Genomic DNA, 19,907 nt, shown 5'->3' with positions numbered 1-19,907 from the left:
TTATTATAAATAAAATATTTTTTTGATAGGAGGAAAGAAACATGGGGTTCGAACTTAAAGTATCAGGAGGTCCTGGAACAATTGAACTTGGTTTTGAAACTATTACATCAGTAAGGTATTTTACTGATACCCCTGACGACAGCAATGCTCGTTCAAATGATGTAAGCCTTGCAGTGGAAATCAAAGGAAAGATTATCACAGCTTTAGATGGTGATAAGGATGACACTGTAAATCTTGCAAAATGGTCCGTTATACCAGTAGAAGATCCTAACTGCTATGGACAAGTAACTGTAAGATACATAAGTGCAGGTATGGTGGTACGTGAAATGAAATTACCAAATGCATTTATCGTATATTACAAAGAATCATTTGATAATGAAACTGGTGTAGGTTACTTTGAAACACTTATCAGACAAAAGAAAGATAAGAACAAAGTATTTGAATGTTCTGGAAGCTTTGGAGCATAATGAAAGTCTATCGTGATTAGGAGGGAAAGAAATGGGTTTTAAAATTAGTATTGAAGGCGGTTCTAAAATCGACCTTAGCGTAAAAACGATTGAAGCTGTTGAATTCATTGCTGCTGTGCCTCAAGATTCCAATGCACGTTCTGCCAGCCTTGGTGCAACTATGATTATCACAGGAAAAATCTTAACACTATTTGAAGGTTCTGAAGAGTCATTAGGATTATCTGAATGGTCAAGAGTTCCATCAACAGAAGCTGAGTGTTATCGTAAAGTAAGTGTAGAAGTTATCGCTGCTGGACAAGTTGTAAGACAATATGAATTCTCTAAAGCATTCGTTGTAGATTATACAGAAGAATTTGATGATGAGACAGGAACAGGTAAGTACATACTTACAGTAAGACAGAAGAAAGATAACATCACAGATATAGCAATCAATGGTGGATTTGCTGCATAACAGATGCATTTAGATGCTATAGTCTAAACAATTCATTACAAAAAACTAAAGTTCTAAGATGCCTTTAGGTATTTAGAACTTTAGTTTTAATTTGCGTGAATGCACAAGGCAAGCGGGTATGCTTGCATACACATTTGCCGACGCACACGAACCGAAAGGTTTGCGTGAATGCACAAGTATTCAATAAATGAGCAATGTTGGAGGGAATGGCAGTGAAGCAAGGAAAAAGAAGAAATGGATTAATGAGTGTTATTGATAATTTGATTTGGGCTGGAATAGGTGCGTTATTTGTAATTATTCTCAACCTGGAAGCTGGTACATTAGTAAAGGTGATTTATTTAGGTATTATATTGGTTTTTTCTATTTTCTATCTTTGGATTGTTTATTACAAAGCTACAAACGAAATTACGATTGCATCTTCAAATCCTGCAAGTACAAATTCCGTGTCGCATATATCAGAACTTCTTTTATTAAACGAAGAGCATCAGGTTTTGAAACAATGGAGTTTGACAGGTAGAGCAGGACTGGTGATTGGAAAGAATACTGAAAATAATCGAGTTGATATCGACTTATCTGATACAGCCTTAGCAGCCTTAATATCTGATGAACATGCCTTACTCAATTATACAGGTGAAAATTGGTTTGTAGAGGACTTTGATTCCGAACAAGGAACAGGAATCCAAAAGTATAATGAAGTAGATATTAACTATTTAAATAAATCGGAACCAGTAAAACTAGATATTGGTGATCTAATTTATATTGGAAAAACTATTTTACAAGTAAAATAAAATAACTGGTTTACTTACTATTGAACAAAAAGGAGAATGTGTTATGGGCTTAAATCGTTGCAAAAATGGACATATGTTTAGTGCAAGAAAATATGGAGACGTTTGTCCGTATTGTAATACTGAACTTGAAAAAGCAACAACAAATACCAGGAGAATGTTAATTGACGATCCTGATAAAACAATGCCAATTATGACATCAGCAGGACAAGAATTTGATCCAGTTGTAGGATGGCTGGTTTGTATTGAAGGTCCACAATATGGTAAGGACTACAAAATAAAGGCAGGTAAAAATTTTATTGGACGTGCTGATAATATGCACATTCAAATTGTTGGTGATAATGCAATTTCAAGAATTAACCATGCAGCCATATCTTACGATAAGAAGAACAGAACGTCTTACCTGTTGCCAGGAGATTCTTCTGGGTTGGCGTATCATAACAATGAAGCGGTGTATACACCAGTTGAATTAAAGGCATTTTCAATTGTTGAGATGGGAAGCAGCAAGTTTATTTATATACCATTATGCGGGGAGCATTTTGAGTGGGAGAGTGGTGAAGAAGAGTAATGATAAGTCAAACAGTGATTATTGCAATACTTATTATATTTTTGGCTGCACTAGTAGCATTCAGTCTTTTTCTTCGTATTAATGGAGGATTTATAAAGAAAAAACCAAAAGGTTCTGGTATTGACCTTGGTAATGCTCAATACATAGGAACAAGAGAGAAGCAGGACGATTCATTTGCGACCTATGTTTCGCCATATGGAACGTTGGCGATTGTTGCGGATGGAATCGGAGGATTTTTGAACGGACACCTTGCAAGTAAAATTGCTGTGGATACGTATCTATCAGAATTTAAAAAAAATGATGTGACTGGAAATATTAATTACTATTTTCAGCATGCGTCAAAAACGGCAAATTATGAAATCAGAAAAAAGTTTGAAGATATTCCTTGTGGAACAACGGTTGTAGGTACAATATTAATTAAAAATGATTTGTACTGGGTATCTGTAGGTGATAGTATCATTGCATTATTCCGTGATGGACGTATTATCCCAATCAATAGAAAACAAAATGTAGAAAACTGGCTAGAGGATCAGTATTTTTCAGGAAAAATCAGCCGTGAAGATGCACTGGATCACCCACAAAGCAGACGCTTGATGAATTATGTCGGGTATGATGGATTTGAAGGTGCAGAGGTTTCGCCCCGTCCAGTTACCTTACAAAAAGGTGATAAGGTTTTATTATATTCTGATGGAATAGAAACATTAAATCAAATTGAACTGGAAACACTCCTTTCAAGAAAAAAGGCAAGTGCTAATGATCTTGCTGAGGATATTATAGATGCAATTAAGAGAAAAAATGTGAAAAGTAAGGATAATGCTACAATCATCATTATGAGTATCAATAAAATTTGATCGCTGATTCACAAACATAGATGAGAGGAAATTTATAATGAGAAAAGATAATTCAGTTTTTAAAACAAAGTTCATTTCAGAGGCAGGGAGTTATTTGAAGAATTCCGATTTCTTTGCTTTTGTTGAATTAGAGGATTATGCTTGTTATGTAATTGCAGATGGAATTGATGATGATCGGAAACGGGATAGTGCAGAACTGGCAGTGTCCGCAGTAATAGCTGCCTTTCATGAAAAGAAAAGCATTCGCAAGAGAGCCCTAAAAAGTTATATCAATGCTGCTCATAACGAATTGCTAAAGGAAACAAAGGATATTCGTCTAGAGGCAAGTATACTAATTCTAGTTACTGATTATAAAAAAATTCGATGGATACAATCTGGGAATGCAAGATTATATCATTGGAGGACTGGCCGCATTATCCACCAAAGTTCAGATCAATCATTAAGCCAAACGATGGCTGATAATGGAGAAATATCACTTGATAAAATTCAGGAGCATGAAGAAAGACATAACTTATTTTGTTATTTAGGCCAGCCTGGAAATTTCAGACCATTCATTTCAAAAAAAATGAAGCTGATGGACGGGGATATCGTTACGCTATGTACTAGAGGAATATGGGAAAATACAGGAGTTCCAGAACTTTTAGATGCCATCGAAGAAGCAAGTGAACCAGAAGATGTATGTACTGGAATAGAAGACATTATTTTAAGCCAGAGGATGAAGCTTATTTCAAATTATACAATTGCCTGTATCTATATGAATAAGGTTTATCAGAATCCAAAAAGGAAAAAAATAATTAAAAAAATTCTGGTTATATTAATTCCGGTCGTTCTTATTCTTGCTGTTTTAGGTGGAATTTTCGCTTTTCAGTATTTTAAAAAGCAGCATACCATTTCAAACATGTGGGAAATGGTTGACACGGGAATTACAAATGTAAATAACAATAATTATATTGAAGCTGCCGATAATTTTGAACGTGTTTCTAATACATATTTAGGATTTACGTCTAAAAAAGATTTAAAGAACGAAAAAATATATTTGGCAAATAGTTATTGCACTCTATATTCTTATATGAATGAAATTAGAACTTTAGAGTTAGAGGAAGAAATTGATTATGTAAAACTATATGAAAAATATTTATTGCTGCTAAATATTGCAAAAGGCATTAATTATGCCAATGATGTGAAGCTTTCTAACATAGATGTAACTTTAATTAATTGCAAAGCACTTGATGAATCACCGTTAGGAGATACCATTGAGCCAATATATCTTGATTTAATTGCAAGCTATGAAGAAAAATTTCAAGGTGTGAAGGAAAAAGCTAATGCCAAGAAGACCGTTGATGAGATGGAAACACTACTGGCTAAGATTAAAGTGGATAATACAGAATATGTGGAAACTGCAAGGTCGATGGTTACCTATAATTGGGAGGATACGATTATCCCAAATAAACTTTCTGAATTGAAACTATTGTTAACAGAAGAGTCCTTAGTTGATGAGGAAGAACTTTGTGCTAAAATTAAAGATATTATTGCTAATTTTGAATATGAGCGCTTTGCAATTATGGCTCAGGCATTACTGGATAAAGCAAACGAAAAATACGATGAAGGTGAACTGGCGGATGCATTGAGAAACTTAGATAATGCTAAAAAGAATTTTGAAAGTGCAGGACCAGAAAATGCAGCAAAAGCGGATGAAGTTCAATCTGCTAAGGATAAAGTAAATGAAGAAATCCAACAGTCAAAAATCGAAAGTGATAAAAAAGAGGATTTGAATAAAGCAGACAATAATGTTACAAAGGGTGATTCTCTTGCAAAAGGAAAGGACTTTGCTGCTGCAAAATCAACATATCAAAAGGCACTTAAAACGTACACAAAATATGATATGACTGAAGAAATTGATGCTATTAACATTAAACTCAGTACTGTTTCGGCAAAAGACGCTGAGTTAAAGGGGGATGATGCACTTTCAGAGAAAGACTATGAGAATGCATTAATCTGGTATGAAAAGGCAAGTGAGTATTATAAAGAAGCTGCTTTAGATCAGGAGGATGTTGCTGTACAAGGAAAAATTAAAAAGGCTCAAAAAGCTCTGGATGATTTAATTGCAGAAGAGGAAGAAAAAGCAGCGGCAAAAGAGGAAAAAGAGACATCTGGCAGCAAAGCTGACACACAAGAAAATGAATAACAATTTGTAATAGTAGAAAACGATGGAGCAGGGATAGTATGAAAGAAGTTATTAAGAATAAACTTAATAAAATTCAAGATTTAGATGAAAGACGTTTATTAAAGGATATTTTAAATTATTCCTTTTCTGAATTAATTGACTACACAGATAATTCTTATAATTATCTGGTAAATCAGGTGTTTAAGCAAATCAATGCTGATAGTTCTGATCATATCATTTTCACGACTATTTGTGACATTGATGAGTATGATCCAATTGATAGTTTTATGTATCCCGTATATCCCGAAGATGAGAAAAGTACAGTGAAATCTTCTACGGATATGCTGGAAGAACTTAAAATTAATGGACAATGTACATTAGGCCAGATTTTTTTACAGTGCGACTACTTGAAAATAAGTGAGTTGCTAAAAAGTAAACGAATTTTTAAAGGTACCATTTCAACAGAAAGTGGTACCTATGAAGCAGAATTCCGTTTACAAAAGTGTACCAAATATTTAGAACAAATTCGTTCCTTATATTTTGACTATATAGCGAATGGCCTGGAATGGCATACAATTAATGCACCATTTATTTATAAGTTTGTAGATGTGGTTATATTAAAATGTAGTAATATTCCAGCGGATGAAACTGTTCAGAAGTATAAGATTGCACTTGAAGATTATGAACCATATGGGTTTTACGATGTAATACCATTGTGGAATTTAGAAAGTACACAACTACAAAGTACGAATTTTCCAATTCCTGTTCGAGATAACATTCATTATCAACATAAAATCAGCTTATCTGTTCCAGATACAGCCTACAATTATGTTGTTCAGTTTGGAGAAGACAATAAATACGATGGTTATTGCATACGGGATACAGAATCGGTTTCCATTATTTTGAATCTAGACAATATTGATTATTGGCCAGTTTATTATATTAAAGATAAAGACCCTGAGGTTGTTTATGATTACAAATATCCTGTTATGTCAAATGGAACAAATGGTTCCTTTATGGTAAGATATGCCCAGAAGGAATTGAAAATTATACGAACTAAGTCCGAATTAATCAGAAGAATCTTAGCTTATGATGCATCTTCTGTGCTTAAAGTAACAAATGTGGAAATACTGGAAGATTTAATTGATATGGAAGAAGAAACCTACACAATGAATCCATTTATTGAAGAGGATATACGTAAGGACTCCAGTAAAAAAATATTATTAGTCGAATGTACCACCACCGATTATAATTACCTTACCAGAGATATTTTAAGTTTCATTATGTCTGAAATGCAACGATATTTCCCAGAGTATAAGTGCGTAGGAAAACTAAGAATATAGCAATCAATTTTAATGTGGAGGTATTATGAATTATTTATGGGATACAGTCATAAAAGCCCGGCAGGCTGGTATTGACATTGATGAGTTTCGTTTTTCACCTGCAAAGCGCTATTCACCTTATATGGAAATGGCATTTGACGATTTAAATATACCAATTGAAGCTGATATGGAAAAAGAAATCGAAATAAATCCGTATTACCGTTTTCATAAAATTTTCAAAACAATGTTTGATATTGAGAATTATGATGATGTTAAAATCCGTGGAGAATTGTTTGATTGGATAATTCATCTGATTGCCACTGTGGATATTAATATGGGATTAAATATGCAGGAATTTTACAGGCGGTTTATTGATCATGATATTAGATCAGGCGTGTTTGGAGAAATTGCGAAGGAACGATGGAACTATTTTAATCTCTTTGAGCAGGAATACATTACAAATAAGCTAATAGACTTGTATAAACTGAATACACCTGTTCTAATGCTGAAGAAGGTTATTCATTTTGTTTTTCAGGACAGCTATGTATATGTGAATAATATAGATAAGCCCGAAATATTAATTTATGCTGGTGTTAAAAAAATAACTAAGTATGTTGAAAAGATGGAATTTATTAAGGAGATGTTCTTACCCCTTGGATATTTATGCAGAATATATTGGGATAAACACTTTGGAATTATTGGGAAAGAAGCTACAATGAAAATGGATCATATTGTATTGTATTAGGATTCTATTAAATATACAATTTGAATAGGAGGAATGAGCGTGCCAGTCAGCAAAAAACCAGGCTTTAAATTGAATTTGGAACCGCCTAAAAAGCCGTCATATTCATTAAATCTAGATTCAAAGCCAGTAGTGCAATATAGTACAACTTATCGCGAAAAAGAACTTGATGAAATGACCACCTATCAATTAAGGGAAATTTGTAATAAAGAAAAAATTATTAAGGGAATAACCAATCCTTTGAATCGGTATGAATTAATTGAAACCATACTTAGATATCGTGGAGAAAAGGAAACGTTATTAATATCGAAACCAAAAGAAGGCGGATTTGAACGAATTGAAGAATTATTAAAACGAAAACTGGGTGGTCAGCTAAAGGATGAGGGAACCATTCGTAATCCAGCTAAGCTTATTGTTTACAATGATTTGGATCTTACTTTATATGATCGGTATCAGGTTGAAATTGATCATCAGAAGCGGGATGATATCAGCAAAGCTGTTGTAAATCGTTTAGGCGAATCCAATGTATTACTAATTGGTGAAGGCAATGAACTATGTGGTATTTTTAATTTAGTTAGTGATGGACATGAGCCACCTCATTTTTATCTTTGTAAAAGTGCAGATATTCCATTGAGAATGCAACAGCACCGACACTACTCTATGATTTATTTTGAAAAACGGGATTCAGATTATATCTATAATACGTATTATGACATCGAGCAACAGGGAATTGCTGCATTGAATTATTATAAAATTCCGTTGGCTGATATTGAAGTGCGGGAGGCTGAAATTACTGAAGCCATTCTTTCCATTGATTTTGGTACATCTAACACAGCTGCTGGTGCATATTTGGATTACGGATATGTATCCCGTCATAATAATCACGATATTTCAAATCGAGGAATTGTATTAGATCAAATCAATATCGTGAATTTTTTGGACAATACAAAAAACGAAAAGATCTGGAGTCCGTTACTGCCAACCGTTGTCAGTATTCAGGATTGTAGTGATGAAAATAATATTGTTTTTCAATTTGGATATGATGCGCAAAAGGCTAATAAAGTAAAGTATTATGACGAAACCTTTAGTGTTTTCTTTGAAATAAAACGTTGGATAAATAATTATGATGCTCTGCAAGAGGTGACAGATAAGCAGGGAAACATCGCCATGGTAAAGCGTTCTGATATTATTGGTGAATATTTAAGATATGTCATAAGATGTGCGGAACAGCGTTTTAAGTGTAAATTTAAAACACTTCATATTACCAGTCCAGTGAAGCAAAAGAGACAATTTGCCCAAATGTTTCGGGAAGTACTTCCTGAATATGAACTGGAAACAGAACATATGCTGGATGAAGGTACAGCTGTCTTATATAATACAATTGCAAATCTAATTGAAAAAAATAAATATTATGACGGTGAACGCTTGTCAGCTTTAATCATTGACTGTGGCGGTGGTACCACGGATTTATCTTCCTGCACCTTCTCCATTGAAAATGATTCTGTAGCATATAACGTAAATATTGAAACTACCTACGAAAACGGTGATACTAATTTTGGTGGTAATAATATTACGTATCGTATTATGCAATATATAAAAATTATTTTTGCAACTCACTATACAGAACAAAAGCCAGTTAAAATCGATGAATTAATTACAGTAGCTTCCGAAGATATTTTCAGATATGTGGATGAGTTTGGAAAAGAAGCTGTTTATGAAAAATTAGAGCGTGCTTATGAGGAAGCAGAACAAATTATACCAACTAAGTTTAAGAATTATGAAAATAGAACTCGTGACGAGTATTTTATGGTCAAAAATAACTTCTATTTCCTCTTTGATATTGCTGATAAAATGAAAAAGCAGTTTTATATGAGTGAGGGTGTCATTCGAAACCGTTTCCAATCAAATTATGAGCAGGAAGATGATGACTTAAAAATAACTAGAATTGAAAGATGGAACCTGGTAGTAAATGAAGGTGGACGTTTAACCTATAATCACACCTTTCCAGATATTATATTTAATATAAAAGAAATTGAGCTTTTGCTAAAGGCAGATATTTATGAAATCGTAAATAAATTTCTTTTTGACTTTTATAAAGAAGGAATACTCAGTGATTTTTCCATTATCAAACTTACAGGACAATCTTGTAGAATTGATATTTTTCGTGAAGCATTAAAGGAATTTATTCCAGGAAAAAATATTGAATTTAAACATCATAGTAATGATAGTGCCAGTATTATGGAATTAAAGCTGTCTTGTGTTAAGGGGGCAATTCAATATATTAATGCCAGAAAAATTGGTTACACCAATGTAAATCTTCAGTACTGTATGCCAATGATTCCATATTCTGTAACAGGATTTACACATGAGAATAAGGAAAAACAATTGATTTATAGTCTGGATCAAGAACAACGATATGGTTTTCTTTCTCGTAATAGGGGGATTCGTCAATTAGAGCTATTGTTAAAGGATGGTTCAGGAAAACTAAAATTCCGTTATAATTATAATAACTATGAGCGTGATTATGAACCTGTTACCTATGAAGATATTCAGGAGAAATATAGAGATTATGCGGACTATATTATTCAGGATGATACAGATAATATCAATGATACAGAGGTGAAGTTTTTCATTTTTGCTGCCAAAGACCAATGGGGCTTCTTTATTGTTCCTATATCCAGGCAGGGAACACAGCTGTATTTGGGCAGGGAAGAATTCTATGGTTTTGAAAATGATATTTGGGAAGTCGATTTCTTTGACGGAACCAGATAGTAAAATATTGGAGGAATAATAAGATGTTTCAAGATAGTTATCCTATGTTTTCGAGAGATATGATACTAAAAGCAGAAATGCTTGAAAATATTAAGGATTATCCTAGAGAACTAAACAATATTATGTTTCAACATCATTCCAATGGTGTTATTTGTGGGGCTGATATTATCATTTCTGATGGAAAGTGTATTAGCATAGCTCCTGGAATCGTAAAGTATAACAATGTATTGTATCGACTGAGTGGGATTAAGACTTGTGATGAGTATGCGATTGGAACGGAACAAATTGTTAAAATTTGTTTTTGTGATACCTATGAAGATATTTATGAGGTTCGAAATGAATCTACTATTATTATTAACGGGGAAGAACCAAATCAAAAAAACGAAATGGAACTGTGCCGTTTTATTTTGAAGGATGGTGCAGTATTAAGGCAAGATTACCAAAATTTCTTGGATTTTACAACGCAGCATAACACGATTAATATAATTAATGTGAATTATTCTTGTATAGGTGAAAGTACAATATCACCAGTTGTTTTATATCAGTTTGCAACAGAGATGTTAGGATATCGTTTATCAGATCCTTTTGATATTTCATTTTCTATGTTGTGCATGCAGCAGCAGCCAGTTAACCGTACGTTAATAGAAAAGTATATTCAGCGGCGGGTTGATAATGTGGCAAAGGGTAAATTAACGAATAAACAAATTCATAGTTATTTATCCAAAATATTGGAGATGGCCAAGTTAGGAAAGGATAGTCCAGGGATGCATCGTGGGAATACCAGGAGAATGCTGGTTGATTAGATAATAGGGTGAAAAGAGCTGATTTTCAAAAAAGAAAATCAGCTCTTTTCACAGATTGTACACATATTGACCATAAAATTTACACAAGCTTTACATATAATGAAAGAAACACTTACATTGTTATTGCAACAGCCTAGTAAAAAAGAAGAGGAAAGGAGGTCAAATGTGAGTCAACTTAAATTTCGACATGAAACGAAGCATTTTATTACGTACAGTGATTACCTGGCAATTCGAAACAGATTAGATATCATAGCTGAAAGAGATCCTTATGCCAGAGAAAATAACACCTATTTTATCAGAAGCTTATACTTTGATAATTATAACGATAAAGCATTGCATGAGAAACTTGATGGTATTAATAACCGGGAAAAATTTAGGATTCGTTATTATAATGGTGACACTTCAATCATTCATTTAGAAAAAAAGAGCAAAATAAACGGTTTGTGTAATAAATTATCCAAGAGTCTGACAAAAGAACAGGTTGAAAAGATTCTTCAGGGTGATCTATCGTTTATGCTAGAAGGAAACAATCCGTTGCTTATTGATTTGTACACCAAAATGAAAAATCAATTGCTTCGCCCAAGAGTAATTGTTGATTATGTGAGGGAACCCTTTATATATCGACCAGGAAATATCAGGATAACATTCGATACAAAAATTAGATCCGGGTTGTACAGCAATGATTTTTTTAATGTTGAACTTCCATCTATTAATGCACAGGATAGTTGTGACAGTATTTTAATGGAAGTAAAATATGATGAATTCATCCCTGAAGTTATAGTAATGTGCCTTCAAGTCAATGAACGTTCTGCTTCTGCATTTTCAAAATATGCAGCTGCCAGAAGATTTGGATAAAAAATTATTTGAAATTAGAAAGGATAGATAACATGTGCTTATTAAGTCAAAGTACTACTTCTTTTAATGATATTTTTAAATCAAATTTTACAGATAATATTACATCGTTTAGTCTCATTGATACAGTAATTGCAATGATTCTCGCATTTTTAGTCGGATTATACATATATTATGTATACAAGAAAACATTTAATGGAGTTATGTATTCCACAAGCTTCGGGGTATCTTTAATTGCCATGACCGTTATTACTACTTTTGTTATTCTTGCAGTAACCAGTAATGTAGTATTGTCCTTAGGTATGGTTGGTGCACTTTCTATTGTACGTTTCCGCGCAGCAGTCAAAGAGCCTCTCGATATTGCTTATTTATTCTGGGCTATTGCTACTGGTATTGTTATCGGTGCAGGTATGATTCCATTAGCCGTTTTTGCATCTGTTTTAATTGGCCTTATTTTAATTCTTTTTGTAAACAAAAAATCTTCTGATAACCCATATATTTTAGTTCTGAACTGCATGAATGATGCGGCGGAGAAGAAAGCAACAGAATATGTTGGAAGTAAAGTAAAAAAATACGTTATTAAATCAAAAACGGTTTCAGCAGCTGGAATTGAACTGACAATGGAAGTTCGCTTAAAGGACATGACAACTGAATTTGTAAATGAAATTGCATCAATTGAAAATATAAATAGTGCAGTTCTAGTGAGCTATAATGGTGATTACATGGCATAATACTGCAAACGAAAGGGTGTCATTCTATGAAAAAAGAAAAATGGATTAATCTATTTGCCATTTTAGGAATCCTATTTGCGTGTTTTGTGTCATTTGTATTAGTCTATATGCCAGAAACAATTAAGCTAAAAAAAGAAACACAAACATTGGGTTATGAAGAAATATTTGATAAAAACTCCATAATGTCTGTCAATATTCTTATGGATCAGGATTCATGGGATGAAATGCTGGAAAACGCAGCTGCGGAGGAATATTATGTTTGTGATATTGAGATAAATGGAACGGTTTATAAAAACGTTGGCATTCGTCCGAAAGGTAATACCAGCTTATCACAAATTGTTTCAGATGATACAACAGATCGTTTTAGTTTTAAGATTGAGTTTGATCATTATGATTCTAATCAATCCCTAGATGGACTAGACAAGCTTTGCTTAAATAATCTGATGTCAGATGCAACCTATATGAAAGAATATATATCGTACGATATCATGTCTTATCTAGGAGTAAATTCATCATTGTATTCCTATGCACAAATTGCTCTAAATGGTGAATATTGGGGATTATACTTAGCACTGGAAGCTGTTGAAGATTCTTTTCTAGAACGTAATTATGGTTCTGTTACGGGACAGCTTTATAAACCAGAGTTTAGTATGGGCGGTAATCATGAGGACGGTGAAATGCAGATGCCGGAAGGTGATATGGAGCTGCCAAATGGTGAAATGCCTGCTCAGGATGGCAATATGCAGCCACCAGATAGTGAAATGCCTGCTCAGGACGGTAATATGCAGCCACCAGATGGTGAAATGCCTGCTCGGGACGGTAATATGCAGCAAGGAGGTTTTGGTGGTGGAAACATGGGAGGAGGCTCGTCTCTTACCTATATAGATGATGAAATCGACAGTTATAGTACTATATTTGAATCTGCCAGCTTTGATCCAACAACCGAAGATTACAAAGAAGTGATCACTGCATTAAAAAACATTAGTGAAGGTAATGATTTAGAAGAATATGTGGACATTGAACAAATGCTTCGGTACATTGCTTCCAATGTATTTCTGGTAAATGATGACAGCTATTTTGGTTCTTTACTCCATAATTATTATTTATATGAAGAAGATGGAAAACTTTCTATGCTTCCTTGGGATTATAACCTAGCATTTGGAGGGTTTGCAAATTCTGACGCAACAGATTTAGTAAATCGTGCAATTGACACAGTTGTATCCAGTGGTTCACTTGAAGAACGTCCCATCATTGGAAAACTGCTTGAAAACAGTGATTATCTAGATACATATCATTCGTATTTAGATGAATTGATAAAAGGATATTTTCAAAGCGGGTTATTTGAAGAAACTGTAACAAAGGTAGATAGTCTAATATCTAGTTACGTAAAAGATGATCCAACTGCATTCTATGAATTCTCTGAATATGAAACAGCAAGAGACACGTTATTAGACTTTTGTTTACTCCGCGCAGAAAGTATTAAAGGACAGCTTGATGGTACAATACCTAGTACAGAAGAAGAACAAACTGAAAATTCACAGGCACTAATTGATGCAAGCAGCATAACAGTTTCAGACATGGGTACACAAGGTGGCGGCAATTTTGGAAACAAAGAAGATGGTAATAACTATGGAGAAAAAAAGAAATTTGGCGAAAATTCGGATGATACTAGCCAAATGCAGTGGAATGATAAGAACGCAAATATGATGGGAAGACCAGAAGAAGCAAATGATGACTTTTCTCAAATGCCAAGCCAACCAGCAGCCCAAAATCAAACAATTGTTTACACTACTGGTGGAGGTGCAGTACTAGTTTTATTGATGTGCATAATATTTGTCAAATTATATAAGAGAAGACGCTATCGTTCTTGCAGGTAGCTGTTATAAAAAATAAAAGAGGCTGACATCAAGACATGTCAGCTTTCTCTTTATTTATAATAGTAGAATTATATTGAAAAAATGATTGTGTAATGATAGAATACTTATTGGTTAAGGTATTAATTTTATCAGATATCATTTCACTTTTAGAATGGTTTAGAAAGAGGTAATAATGACAAGTAAGCAAAGAGCATATTTAAAAGGACTTGCAATGAATATAGAACCAATTTTTCAAATTGGCAAGCAAAGTCTGACACCAGAATTTACTTCTGCGATTGCAGAGGTTTTAGAATCTCGTGAACTAATTAAAATTAGTGTTTTAAAAAATTGTGTAGACGACCCAAAAGAGATTGCTCAAATTTTATCAGAACGCACGAATTCACAAGTGGTACAAGTAATTGGGAAAAAAATTGTTTTATATAAGGAATCAAAAAATAAGAAGAAAATTGAATTACCTAAAGGATGATGTTCATGAAAAATGTAACTCGTTATGGAATTCTAGGTGGTACCTTTAATCCCATTCATTTTGGGCATTTAATGATGGGAGAGTGTGCATTAGAGCAATTTCAGCTAGATAAAATACTGTTTATGCCGACACATTTTCCTCCACATAAATCTCATAATATTATTGCAGAAGATGAGCATAGAAAAAATATGGTACAATTAGCAATTGAAGATAATCCTGATTTTTCTTTCTCTAACATCGAACTTGAACGGGAAGGGAAAACGTATACCGTTGACACAATGAGAATATTAACAGAGACAAATCCTAATATACATTATTTTTTTATTATTGGGGCAGATTCCTTGTATCATATTTCAGAGTGGAAAAATCCTGAAGATTTATTATCTATGGTAACTATGTTGGTTGCCTCACGTAATGGAAAATCTATAGATGAAATTACGAAAAAAATAGAACAGGTACAAAAACAATTTGGTGGACATTTTGAACTTTTAAAAATTCCAGCTCTGGACATTTCTTCAACAGAAATTAGGAATCGTGTAAAAAATAATAGTTCGGTGCGATATTATCTTCCAGAAAAGGTTAGAAATTATATGAATGAATTTAAGCTGTACCGTGAAACCTGTTAGAAAGGGTGTATCGAATGAAGAGGAAATTAATTCAGCAAATTGATTACGATATGAAGAACAGATTACCTGAAAAAAGATATATTCATACCCAGGGAGTTGCGTTTATAGCAGCGGCGTTGGCAATGAGATATGGATATAATATAAAAGATGCACAAATTGCAGGTCTATTGCATGATTGTGCAAAATATATGGGAGATGAAAAATTAATAACAATTTGTAATTTAAGTGGTATTAATTTAAGTGATGTTGAATTAAATAATCCCTATCTGCTTCATGGTAAAGTAGGCGCACTGATTGCAGCAGAGGAATATACTATAAAAGATGATAATATATTAAATGCAATCCGTTATCATACAACTGGAAAGCCAGAAATGAATTTATTGGAAAAAATAATTTTTATTGCTGATTACATTGAACCCTCTCGAAAGAAGATTCCCGGGTTAGACGAGATTCGTCAAAGTGCTTTTATAGATATGGATCAAACTGTTTTTATGATATTAAGTAATACGATATCTTATTTGAAAGATGAGAATGAAAAGGAAATTGACCCCGTTACAGTAGAAGCGTTAAATTATTATACAATTGAAAGGAGCAAGTAATGGATAAATCAAAAGAAATGGCAAAGTTAGCTTATATGGCGTTAGAGGACAAAAAAGGTGAGGATATTAAAGTGATTCAGGTTAGTGAAATATCTGTTTTGGCAGATTACTTTATTATCGCAAACGGAACCAATGTTTCTCAAGTACAAGCATTGGTAGATAATGTGGAAGATGTTCTGCAAAAAAATGATTTTGTTCCAAAACGAATAGAAGGCAGCAGAAATGCCAGCTGGGTTCTTATGGATTACGGTGATATTATAGTTCATGTATTTTCCAAAGAAGATCGTCTATTCTATGACTTAGAGAGAATATGGCGTGATGGAAAAGATATTTCAAAAACAGATTTGGGTGTATAATCCCAAGTCTGTTTTTGATTGAAAAGAAAACTAATGAATGAATATAGATAGTTGTATTAATGAAATTTTCGATACAATCCAAGTACCTTTCCTAAAATCTCCAACTGGTTGACAATGATTGGTTCCATTGTATCATTTTCTGGTTGTAACCGAAAATGATTATCTTCTTTATAAAAAGTTTTCACAGTTGCTGAATCCTCAATCAATGCTACTACTATTTCGCCATTTTGAGCTGTGGATTTCTTTTCTACAATAATATAGTCTCCATTGAGAATACCAACATTAATCATGCTGTCACCTTTTACTTTAAGCATAAACGTATCGGAATTCGGTAAGTCTTCTGATAAAAAAGGAAAATAACCTTCTATATTTTCAACTGCCAGAATTGGTTGACCTGCCGTAACAGTACCAATAATAGGCACATTAACAATATCTCTTCGAGATAAATTAAATGAATCGTCTACAATTTCAATTGCTCTGGGTTTCGTTGGATCCCTTCTGATATATCCATTCTTTTCAAGTGTTTCAAGATGTGAATGTACTGAGGACGTTGACTTTAGCTTTACTGCTTCACAAATCTCACGGACAGCAGGTGGATATCCTCTTTGTAAAATTTCGGATTTTATGTACTCTAAAATCTCGCGCTGTTTTGTACTAATTTTACCATAACCCATTTGGGAACCTCCAAGTAATAATTTTCTTTATTATAACTCACCCGCTAAAAAATGTCAAACGAATGTTCGTGCATAAAGTCGAACAAATTTTCGAACGCACTTGACAAGGGAATGTATGTTCGATATAATAAATAAAAACAAATGTTCGGTTATGAGGAGGAGTTTTATGAAAGGGCGTTTTATAATTATAATTATTTTATCTGTTATTTTGGTATCCTGTTGTATATCTATTACGGTCCTTGCCAGTGACCCTCAGGTAAATAATATGAAGAAAGTAGATTCTGTTTATATACAAAAGGGAGATACTTTATGGGAGATTGCAGCCCAATATTATACTGATGAGCAGGAAAGTATGGATGATTTTATTATTGAAATAAAGAATTGCAACCAACTGACTTCAGATACTATACATGCAGGACGATATATTATTATTCCATATTATGAAAGTCAATAATATAATTTCCACAATAATGTATCGTTACTGATTTTACGGTTATATTTATCATTAGTTCTATTATTGTGACACATTTTTAACACTTTTAGACGATAAAATTTACAATCATAGAAAAAATAGGTAAGGGTGATGTCATGAATAGAAAGAAATCAATTTGCTTGTATTTATTATTACTGATAGTGATTTTTATTCCACTTCAGCAAGTGAATGCTGCATCTTCTCTCAAGATAAAATATGACGGTAAGATGTGTTATTATAGCGACAAACAATTGAAAGCTACATTAGACGGGAGTACTATTAATATTAGCAAAACACCGGGCATACTTATTAATGGGTACGCAATGCTTCCGTATATTGATGTATTCAAAAAAGCTTTAGGTGCATCCTGTAAATATGATGCAGGTAAAGGGACAATTACGATTAAACAATATAATACTACGATTATACTTAATATAGGAAGCCGTACAGCATACATAAACGGTAAGAAAGTACTGGCACCTGTTGCATCTAAAAAAGTCTATTATTATAAAACAAAAATAACTCGTGTTCTAGTTCCTTCTCGTTTTGTTGCAGAAGCTCTTGGATATAGTTATACATGGAACAGTAAAACTGCAACTGTACAAATAGCTTCTCCGTATCAAATATATTATGACGGACAATGGCGTTTATATGAAGGTTCAAAAGGAACAGTTGTTTTTGATGGGGAAAGTATTGACGTATCAGATATGCCAGTTATTATTTTGAATAGCACAGCACTGGTTCCAGCAAAAAAAGTTTTTTCTAATAGTTCGTTGAATTTGTCATATAAAAACAATACGACTGCCAATATCATTACTATTTCTAATGAAACTACCACAATTCAATATGAACTCGGCAGTTTAACAGCATATGTAAATGATATACCATACACACTGACGGAAGCCCCTAAGAAGGTAAAAGATAATGTCACTAAAAAAAGCTATGTAATGGTACCAGCCAAATTCACAGCTCAATCTCTCGGTTATACCTATTTATGGGATACTACTGACAAAACATGTGAAATCACTTCACAGCAGGAAATACCTGAGGCAGAAACTGCTGTTTGGCAATGGAAAAGTGATAGTACTGAATTGACAGATAGTTCTGTTTATTCAAATCTATTGTTATCAATGACACTATCCAGAGAAAATTCCCAAGAAGTATTTACCTTGGAAGGAATTAATCCAATTCAGGCAAACTTTAATTTTAATCAAGATACTAATTCTATTTCTTTAAGTATTGTTAATTTAGATAATTCGTTTGAAGCAATAGATACTGTAATGGATCAATCCGTTTGTATTAAAAAACTCGTGGTATCAAAATGTGAGAACGGAAGTACAAAGGTTTCTATTGAATTGCTTTCAGGTACAGACTATTATATATCAGCTTCTGGGAATGCCTATACATTAAATTTTTCCAATAGTTCAGCTTCCGCTGTTTCAACCCTTGAATTGGCAAAACCAGAAAATATGGATTTCAATTTAATTACGGATGAAGATCAGTATTATGATAAACGTTTTCTAATAAAAATACCTGGTAATCAAGTTGCTTTTTATCAAGAACATGAAATTATAAACACAAGTCCACAAATAAATAATATTTCATATGAGTATAATGTAGAGGATAATGTCACTAATATTATATTTGCGACAAATTCAGTACAAGGCTATCGGTTAAAGAATAATACGGATTCTTTTTTATTAGAAGTGGCAGAGCCAAAGTATATTTATAATAATATTGTTGTGTTTGACCCAGGACATGGTGGAGATGATCCTGGTGCTATTCAAAATGGTTATTATGAAAGTAATCTGAATTTTGCAATATTATATACGTATTTAGAGCAGTACATGAATTTGGATGAATCTAATGTTAAGGCATATTGGACCAGAAGAGAGGAAAGTGAATTTTTGTCATTATCGGAACGAGCGGCATTTGCTGAGCAGGTTGATGCTGATTTATTTATTAGTCTTCACATGAACGCAGCGTCCTCATCAACGGCAAGTGGCACGGAGATTTATTATTCTACCTTAAATAATACGACGAATAGTTTTGGAGTAACAAGTAAATTACTTGCAGATTATTTAATTGAAACCTTACCCAATAATTTAGGCCTAAAGTCTAGAGGTGTAAAAACTGCAAATTATGTTGTTGTAAAATCAAATTCTGTTCCCGCAGTATTAATTGAGTTAGGTTTTATGACTAATTCGGGGGATTTGAGTAAGCTTACTGACAGTTCTTTTCAAGATACTGTGGCTTTAGAACTATACCAGGAGATTAATAGTTTCTTTGAACTATATCCAACAAACCGATAGTTAAACTAAATAAGGAG

20 protein-coding genes are annotated in these 19,907 nt (G+C 33.2%); 19 read left to right on the top strand and 1 reads right to left on the bottom strand.

What is annotated here, in order from left to right:
* Positions 1–41: 41 nt before the first annotated feature.
* The 17 genes from BM305_RS14860 to rsfS all read left to right on the top strand — a co-directional run bounded on the left by BM305_RS14860 (position 42) and on the right by rsfS (position 16,432).
* Entirely contained in the window at positions 42–467 is a 426-nt protein-coding gene (locus tag BM305_RS14860) for a membrane-associated protease 1 (protein WP_092562450.1), read from the top strand.
* 31 nt (positions 468–498) lie between these two features.
* A complete protein-coding gene (locus tag BM305_RS14855; RefSeq protein ID WP_092562447.1) occupies positions 499–918 on the top strand; it encodes a membrane-associated protease 1 in 420 nt (139 codons plus the stop codon).
* A 212-nt stretch (positions 919–1,130) separates the two neighbouring features.
* Entirely contained in the window at positions 1,131–1,706 is a 576-nt protein-coding gene (locus tag BM305_RS14850; RefSeq protein ID WP_177214751.1) for an FHA domain-containing protein, read from the top strand.
* A gap of 43 nt (positions 1,707–1,749) precedes the next feature.
* Complete coding sequence (locus tag BM305_RS14845) at positions 1,750–2,271, top strand: FHA domain-containing protein (protein ID WP_092562441.1); 522 nt, start codon at positions 1,750–1,752, stop codon at positions 2,269–2,271.
* The gene (locus BM305_RS14840; RefSeq protein ID WP_092562438.1) at positions 2,271–3,122 is read left to right on the top strand and encodes a PP2C family protein-serine/threonine phosphatase; all 852 of its coding nucleotides are present in this window, start codon (positions 2,271–2,273) and stop codon (positions 3,120–3,122) included. Before BM305_RS14845 ends, BM305_RS14840 begins: the two co-directional genes overlap by 1 nt.
* 37 nt (positions 3,123–3,159) lie before the next feature.
* Positions 3,160–5,307 (top strand): PP2C family protein-serine/threonine phosphatase, encoded by a 2,148-nt coding sequence (locus BM305_RS14835; protein WP_092562435.1) that lies wholly within the window; start codon positions 3,160–3,162, stop codon positions 5,305–5,307.
* Between the two features lie 38 nt (positions 5,308–5,345).
* Complete coding sequence (locus BM305_RS14830) at positions 5,346–6,629, top strand: hypothetical protein (RefSeq protein ID WP_092562432.1); 1,284 nt, start codon at positions 5,346–5,348, stop codon at positions 6,627–6,629.
* A gap of 25 nt (positions 6,630–6,654) precedes the next feature.
* Positions 6,655–7,353, top strand: a complete 699-nt coding sequence (locus BM305_RS14825) for a hypothetical protein (protein WP_092562429.1) — start codon at positions 6,655–6,657, stop codon at positions 7,351–7,353.
* A 39-nt stretch (positions 7,354–7,392) separates the two neighbouring features.
* Positions 7,393–10,122 carry an acetate and sugar kinases/Hsc70/actin family protein gene (locus BM305_RS14820; RefSeq protein ID WP_207649498.1) on the top strand — a complete coding sequence of 910 codons (2,730 nt, stop codon included), beginning with the start codon at positions 7,393–7,395 and terminating at the stop codon, positions 10,120–10,122.
* 23 nt (positions 10,123–10,145) lie between these two features.
* Positions 10,146–10,925 (top strand): hypothetical protein, encoded by a 780-nt coding sequence (locus BM305_RS14815; RefSeq protein ID WP_092562426.1) that lies wholly within the window; start codon positions 10,146–10,148, stop codon positions 10,923–10,925.
* Between the two features lie 165 nt (positions 10,926–11,090).
* Positions 11,091–11,780 (top strand): polyphosphate polymerase domain-containing protein, encoded by a 690-nt coding sequence (locus tag BM305_RS14810; RefSeq protein ID WP_092562423.1) that lies wholly within the window; start codon positions 11,091–11,093, stop codon positions 11,778–11,780.
* Between the two features lie 32 nt (positions 11,781–11,812).
* Complete coding sequence (locus tag BM305_RS14805) at positions 11,813–12,508, top strand: DUF4956 domain-containing protein (protein WP_092562420.1); 696 nt, start codon at positions 11,813–11,815, stop codon at positions 12,506–12,508.
* A 26-nt stretch (positions 12,509–12,534) separates the two neighbouring features.
* Positions 12,535–14,385, top strand: a complete 1,851-nt coding sequence (locus BM305_RS14800; protein WP_092562417.1) for a CotH kinase family protein — start codon at positions 12,535–12,537, stop codon at positions 14,383–14,385.
* 172 nt (positions 14,386–14,557) lie between these two features.
* Positions 14,558–14,851, top strand: a complete 294-nt coding sequence (yhbY, locus tag BM305_RS14795; protein ID WP_092562414.1) for a ribosome assembly RNA-binding protein YhbY — start codon at positions 14,558–14,560, stop codon at positions 14,849–14,851.
* A gap of 5 nt (positions 14,852–14,856) precedes the next feature.
* Positions 14,857–15,477, top strand: coding sequence for a nicotinate-nucleotide adenylyltransferase (gene nadD, locus BM305_RS14790; RefSeq protein ID WP_092562411.1), 621 nt, complete (start codon positions 14,857–14,859; stop codon positions 15,475–15,477).
* Between the two features lie 14 nt (positions 15,478–15,491).
* Positions 15,492–16,076, top strand: coding sequence for a bis(5'-nucleosyl)-tetraphosphatase (symmetrical) YqeK (gene yqeK, locus BM305_RS14785; RefSeq protein WP_092562408.1), 585 nt, complete (start codon positions 15,492–15,494; stop codon positions 16,074–16,076).
* Positions 16,076–16,432: a ribosome silencing factor gene (gene rsfS / locus BM305_RS14780; protein WP_092562405.1), complete on the top strand. Its 357-nt coding sequence runs from the start codon at positions 16,076–16,078 to the stop codon at positions 16,430–16,432. Before yqeK ends, rsfS begins: the two co-directional genes overlap by 1 nt.
* 56 nt (positions 16,433–16,488) lie before the next feature.
* Here the strand turns inward: rsfS and lexA are convergent, their stop codons facing one another.
* Entirely contained in the window at positions 16,489–17,106 is a 618-nt protein-coding gene (lexA, locus tag BM305_RS14775) for a transcriptional repressor LexA (RefSeq protein WP_092562402.1), read from the bottom strand.
* 166 nt (positions 17,107–17,272) lie between these two features.
* Here lexA and yneA point away from each other — a divergent pair, with 166 nt between their 5' ends.
* Together yneA and BM305_RS14765 are read left to right on the top strand one after the other, a co-directional pair.
* Positions 17,273–17,560 carry a cell division suppressor protein YneA gene (gene yneA, locus BM305_RS14770; RefSeq protein ID WP_177214750.1) on the top strand — a complete coding sequence of 96 codons (288 nt, stop codon included), beginning with the start codon at positions 17,273–17,275 and terminating at the stop codon, positions 17,558–17,560.
* A 134-nt stretch (positions 17,561–17,694) separates the two neighbouring features.
* Positions 17,695–19,890 (top strand): N-acetylmuramoyl-L-alanine amidase, encoded by a 2,196-nt coding sequence (locus BM305_RS14765; protein ID WP_092562396.1) that lies wholly within the window; start codon positions 17,695–17,697, stop codon positions 19,888–19,890.
* The last annotated feature ends 17 nt before the right edge of the window (positions 19,891–19,907 follow it).

It is taken from the genome of Anaeromicropila populeti, from assembly GCF_900112775.1.
GTDB classification, from domain to species: Bacteria; Bacillota; Clostridia; order Lachnospirales; family Lachnospiraceae; genus Anaeromicropila_A; species Anaeromicropila_A populeti.
The sequence above is the reverse complement of the archived record's forward strand: the minus strand, read 5'-3'. Positions and strand labels throughout refer to the sequence as shown.

Excerpts from the sequence above, each read along its gene's own strand:
- BM305_RS14860 (WP_092562450.1), top strand. The coding sequence starts at position 42 with ATGGGGTTCGAACTTAAAGTATCAGGAGGTCCTGGAACAATTGAACTT.
- BM305_RS14855 (WP_092562447.1), top strand. The coding sequence starts at position 499 with ATGGGTTTTAAAATTAGTATTGAAGGCGGTTCTAAAATCGACCTTAGC.
- BM305_RS14845 (WP_092562441.1), top strand. The coding sequence starts at position 1,750 with ATGGGCTTAAATCGTTGCAAAAATGGACATATGTTTAGTGCAAGAAAA.
- BM305_RS14840 (WP_092562438.1), top strand. The coding sequence starts at position 2,271 with ATGATAAGTCAAACAGTGATTATTGCAATACTTATTATATTTTTGGCT.
- BM305_RS14835 (WP_092562435.1), top strand. The coding sequence starts at position 3,160 with ATGAGAAAAGATAATTCAGTTTTTAAAACAAAGTTCATTTCAGAGGCA.
- BM305_RS14830 (WP_092562432.1), top strand. The coding sequence starts at position 5,346 with ATGAAAGAAGTTATTAAGAATAAACTTAATAAAATTCAAGATTTAGAT.
- BM305_RS14825 (WP_092562429.1), top strand. The coding sequence starts at position 6,655 with ATGAATTATTTATGGGATACAGTCATAAAAGCCCGGCAGGCTGGTATT.
- BM305_RS14815 (WP_092562426.1), top strand. The coding sequence starts at position 10,146 with ATGTTTCAAGATAGTTATCCTATGTTTTCGAGAGATATGATACTAAAA.
- BM305_RS14805 (WP_092562420.1), top strand. The coding sequence starts at position 11,813 with ATGTGCTTATTAAGTCAAAGTACTACTTCTTTTAATGATATTTTTAAA.
- BM305_RS14800 (WP_092562417.1), top strand. The coding sequence starts at position 12,535 with ATGAAAAAAGAAAAATGGATTAATCTATTTGCCATTTTAGGAATCCTA.
- yhbY (WP_092562414.1), top strand. The coding sequence starts at position 14,558 with ATGACAAGTAAGCAAAGAGCATATTTAAAAGGACTTGCAATGAATATA.
- nadD (WP_092562411.1), top strand. The coding sequence starts at position 14,857 with ATGAAAAATGTAACTCGTTATGGAATTCTAGGTGGTACCTTTAATCCC.
- yqeK (WP_092562408.1), top strand. The coding sequence starts at position 15,492 with ATGAAGAGGAAATTAATTCAGCAAATTGATTACGATATGAAGAACAGA.
- rsfS (WP_092562405.1), top strand. The coding sequence starts at position 16,076 with ATGGATAAATCAAAAGAAATGGCAAAGTTAGCTTATATGGCGTTAGAG.
- lexA (WP_092562402.1), bottom strand. The coding sequence starts at position 17,106 with ATGGGTTATGGTAAAATTAGTACAAAACAGCGCGAGATTTTAGAGTAC.
- yneA (WP_177214750.1), top strand. The coding sequence starts at position 17,273 with ATGAAAGGGCGTTTTATAATTATAATTATTTTATCTGTTATTTTGGTA.
- BM305_RS14765 (WP_092562396.1), top strand. The coding sequence starts at position 17,695 with ATGAATAGAAAGAAATCAATTTGCTTGTATTTATTATTACTGATAGTG.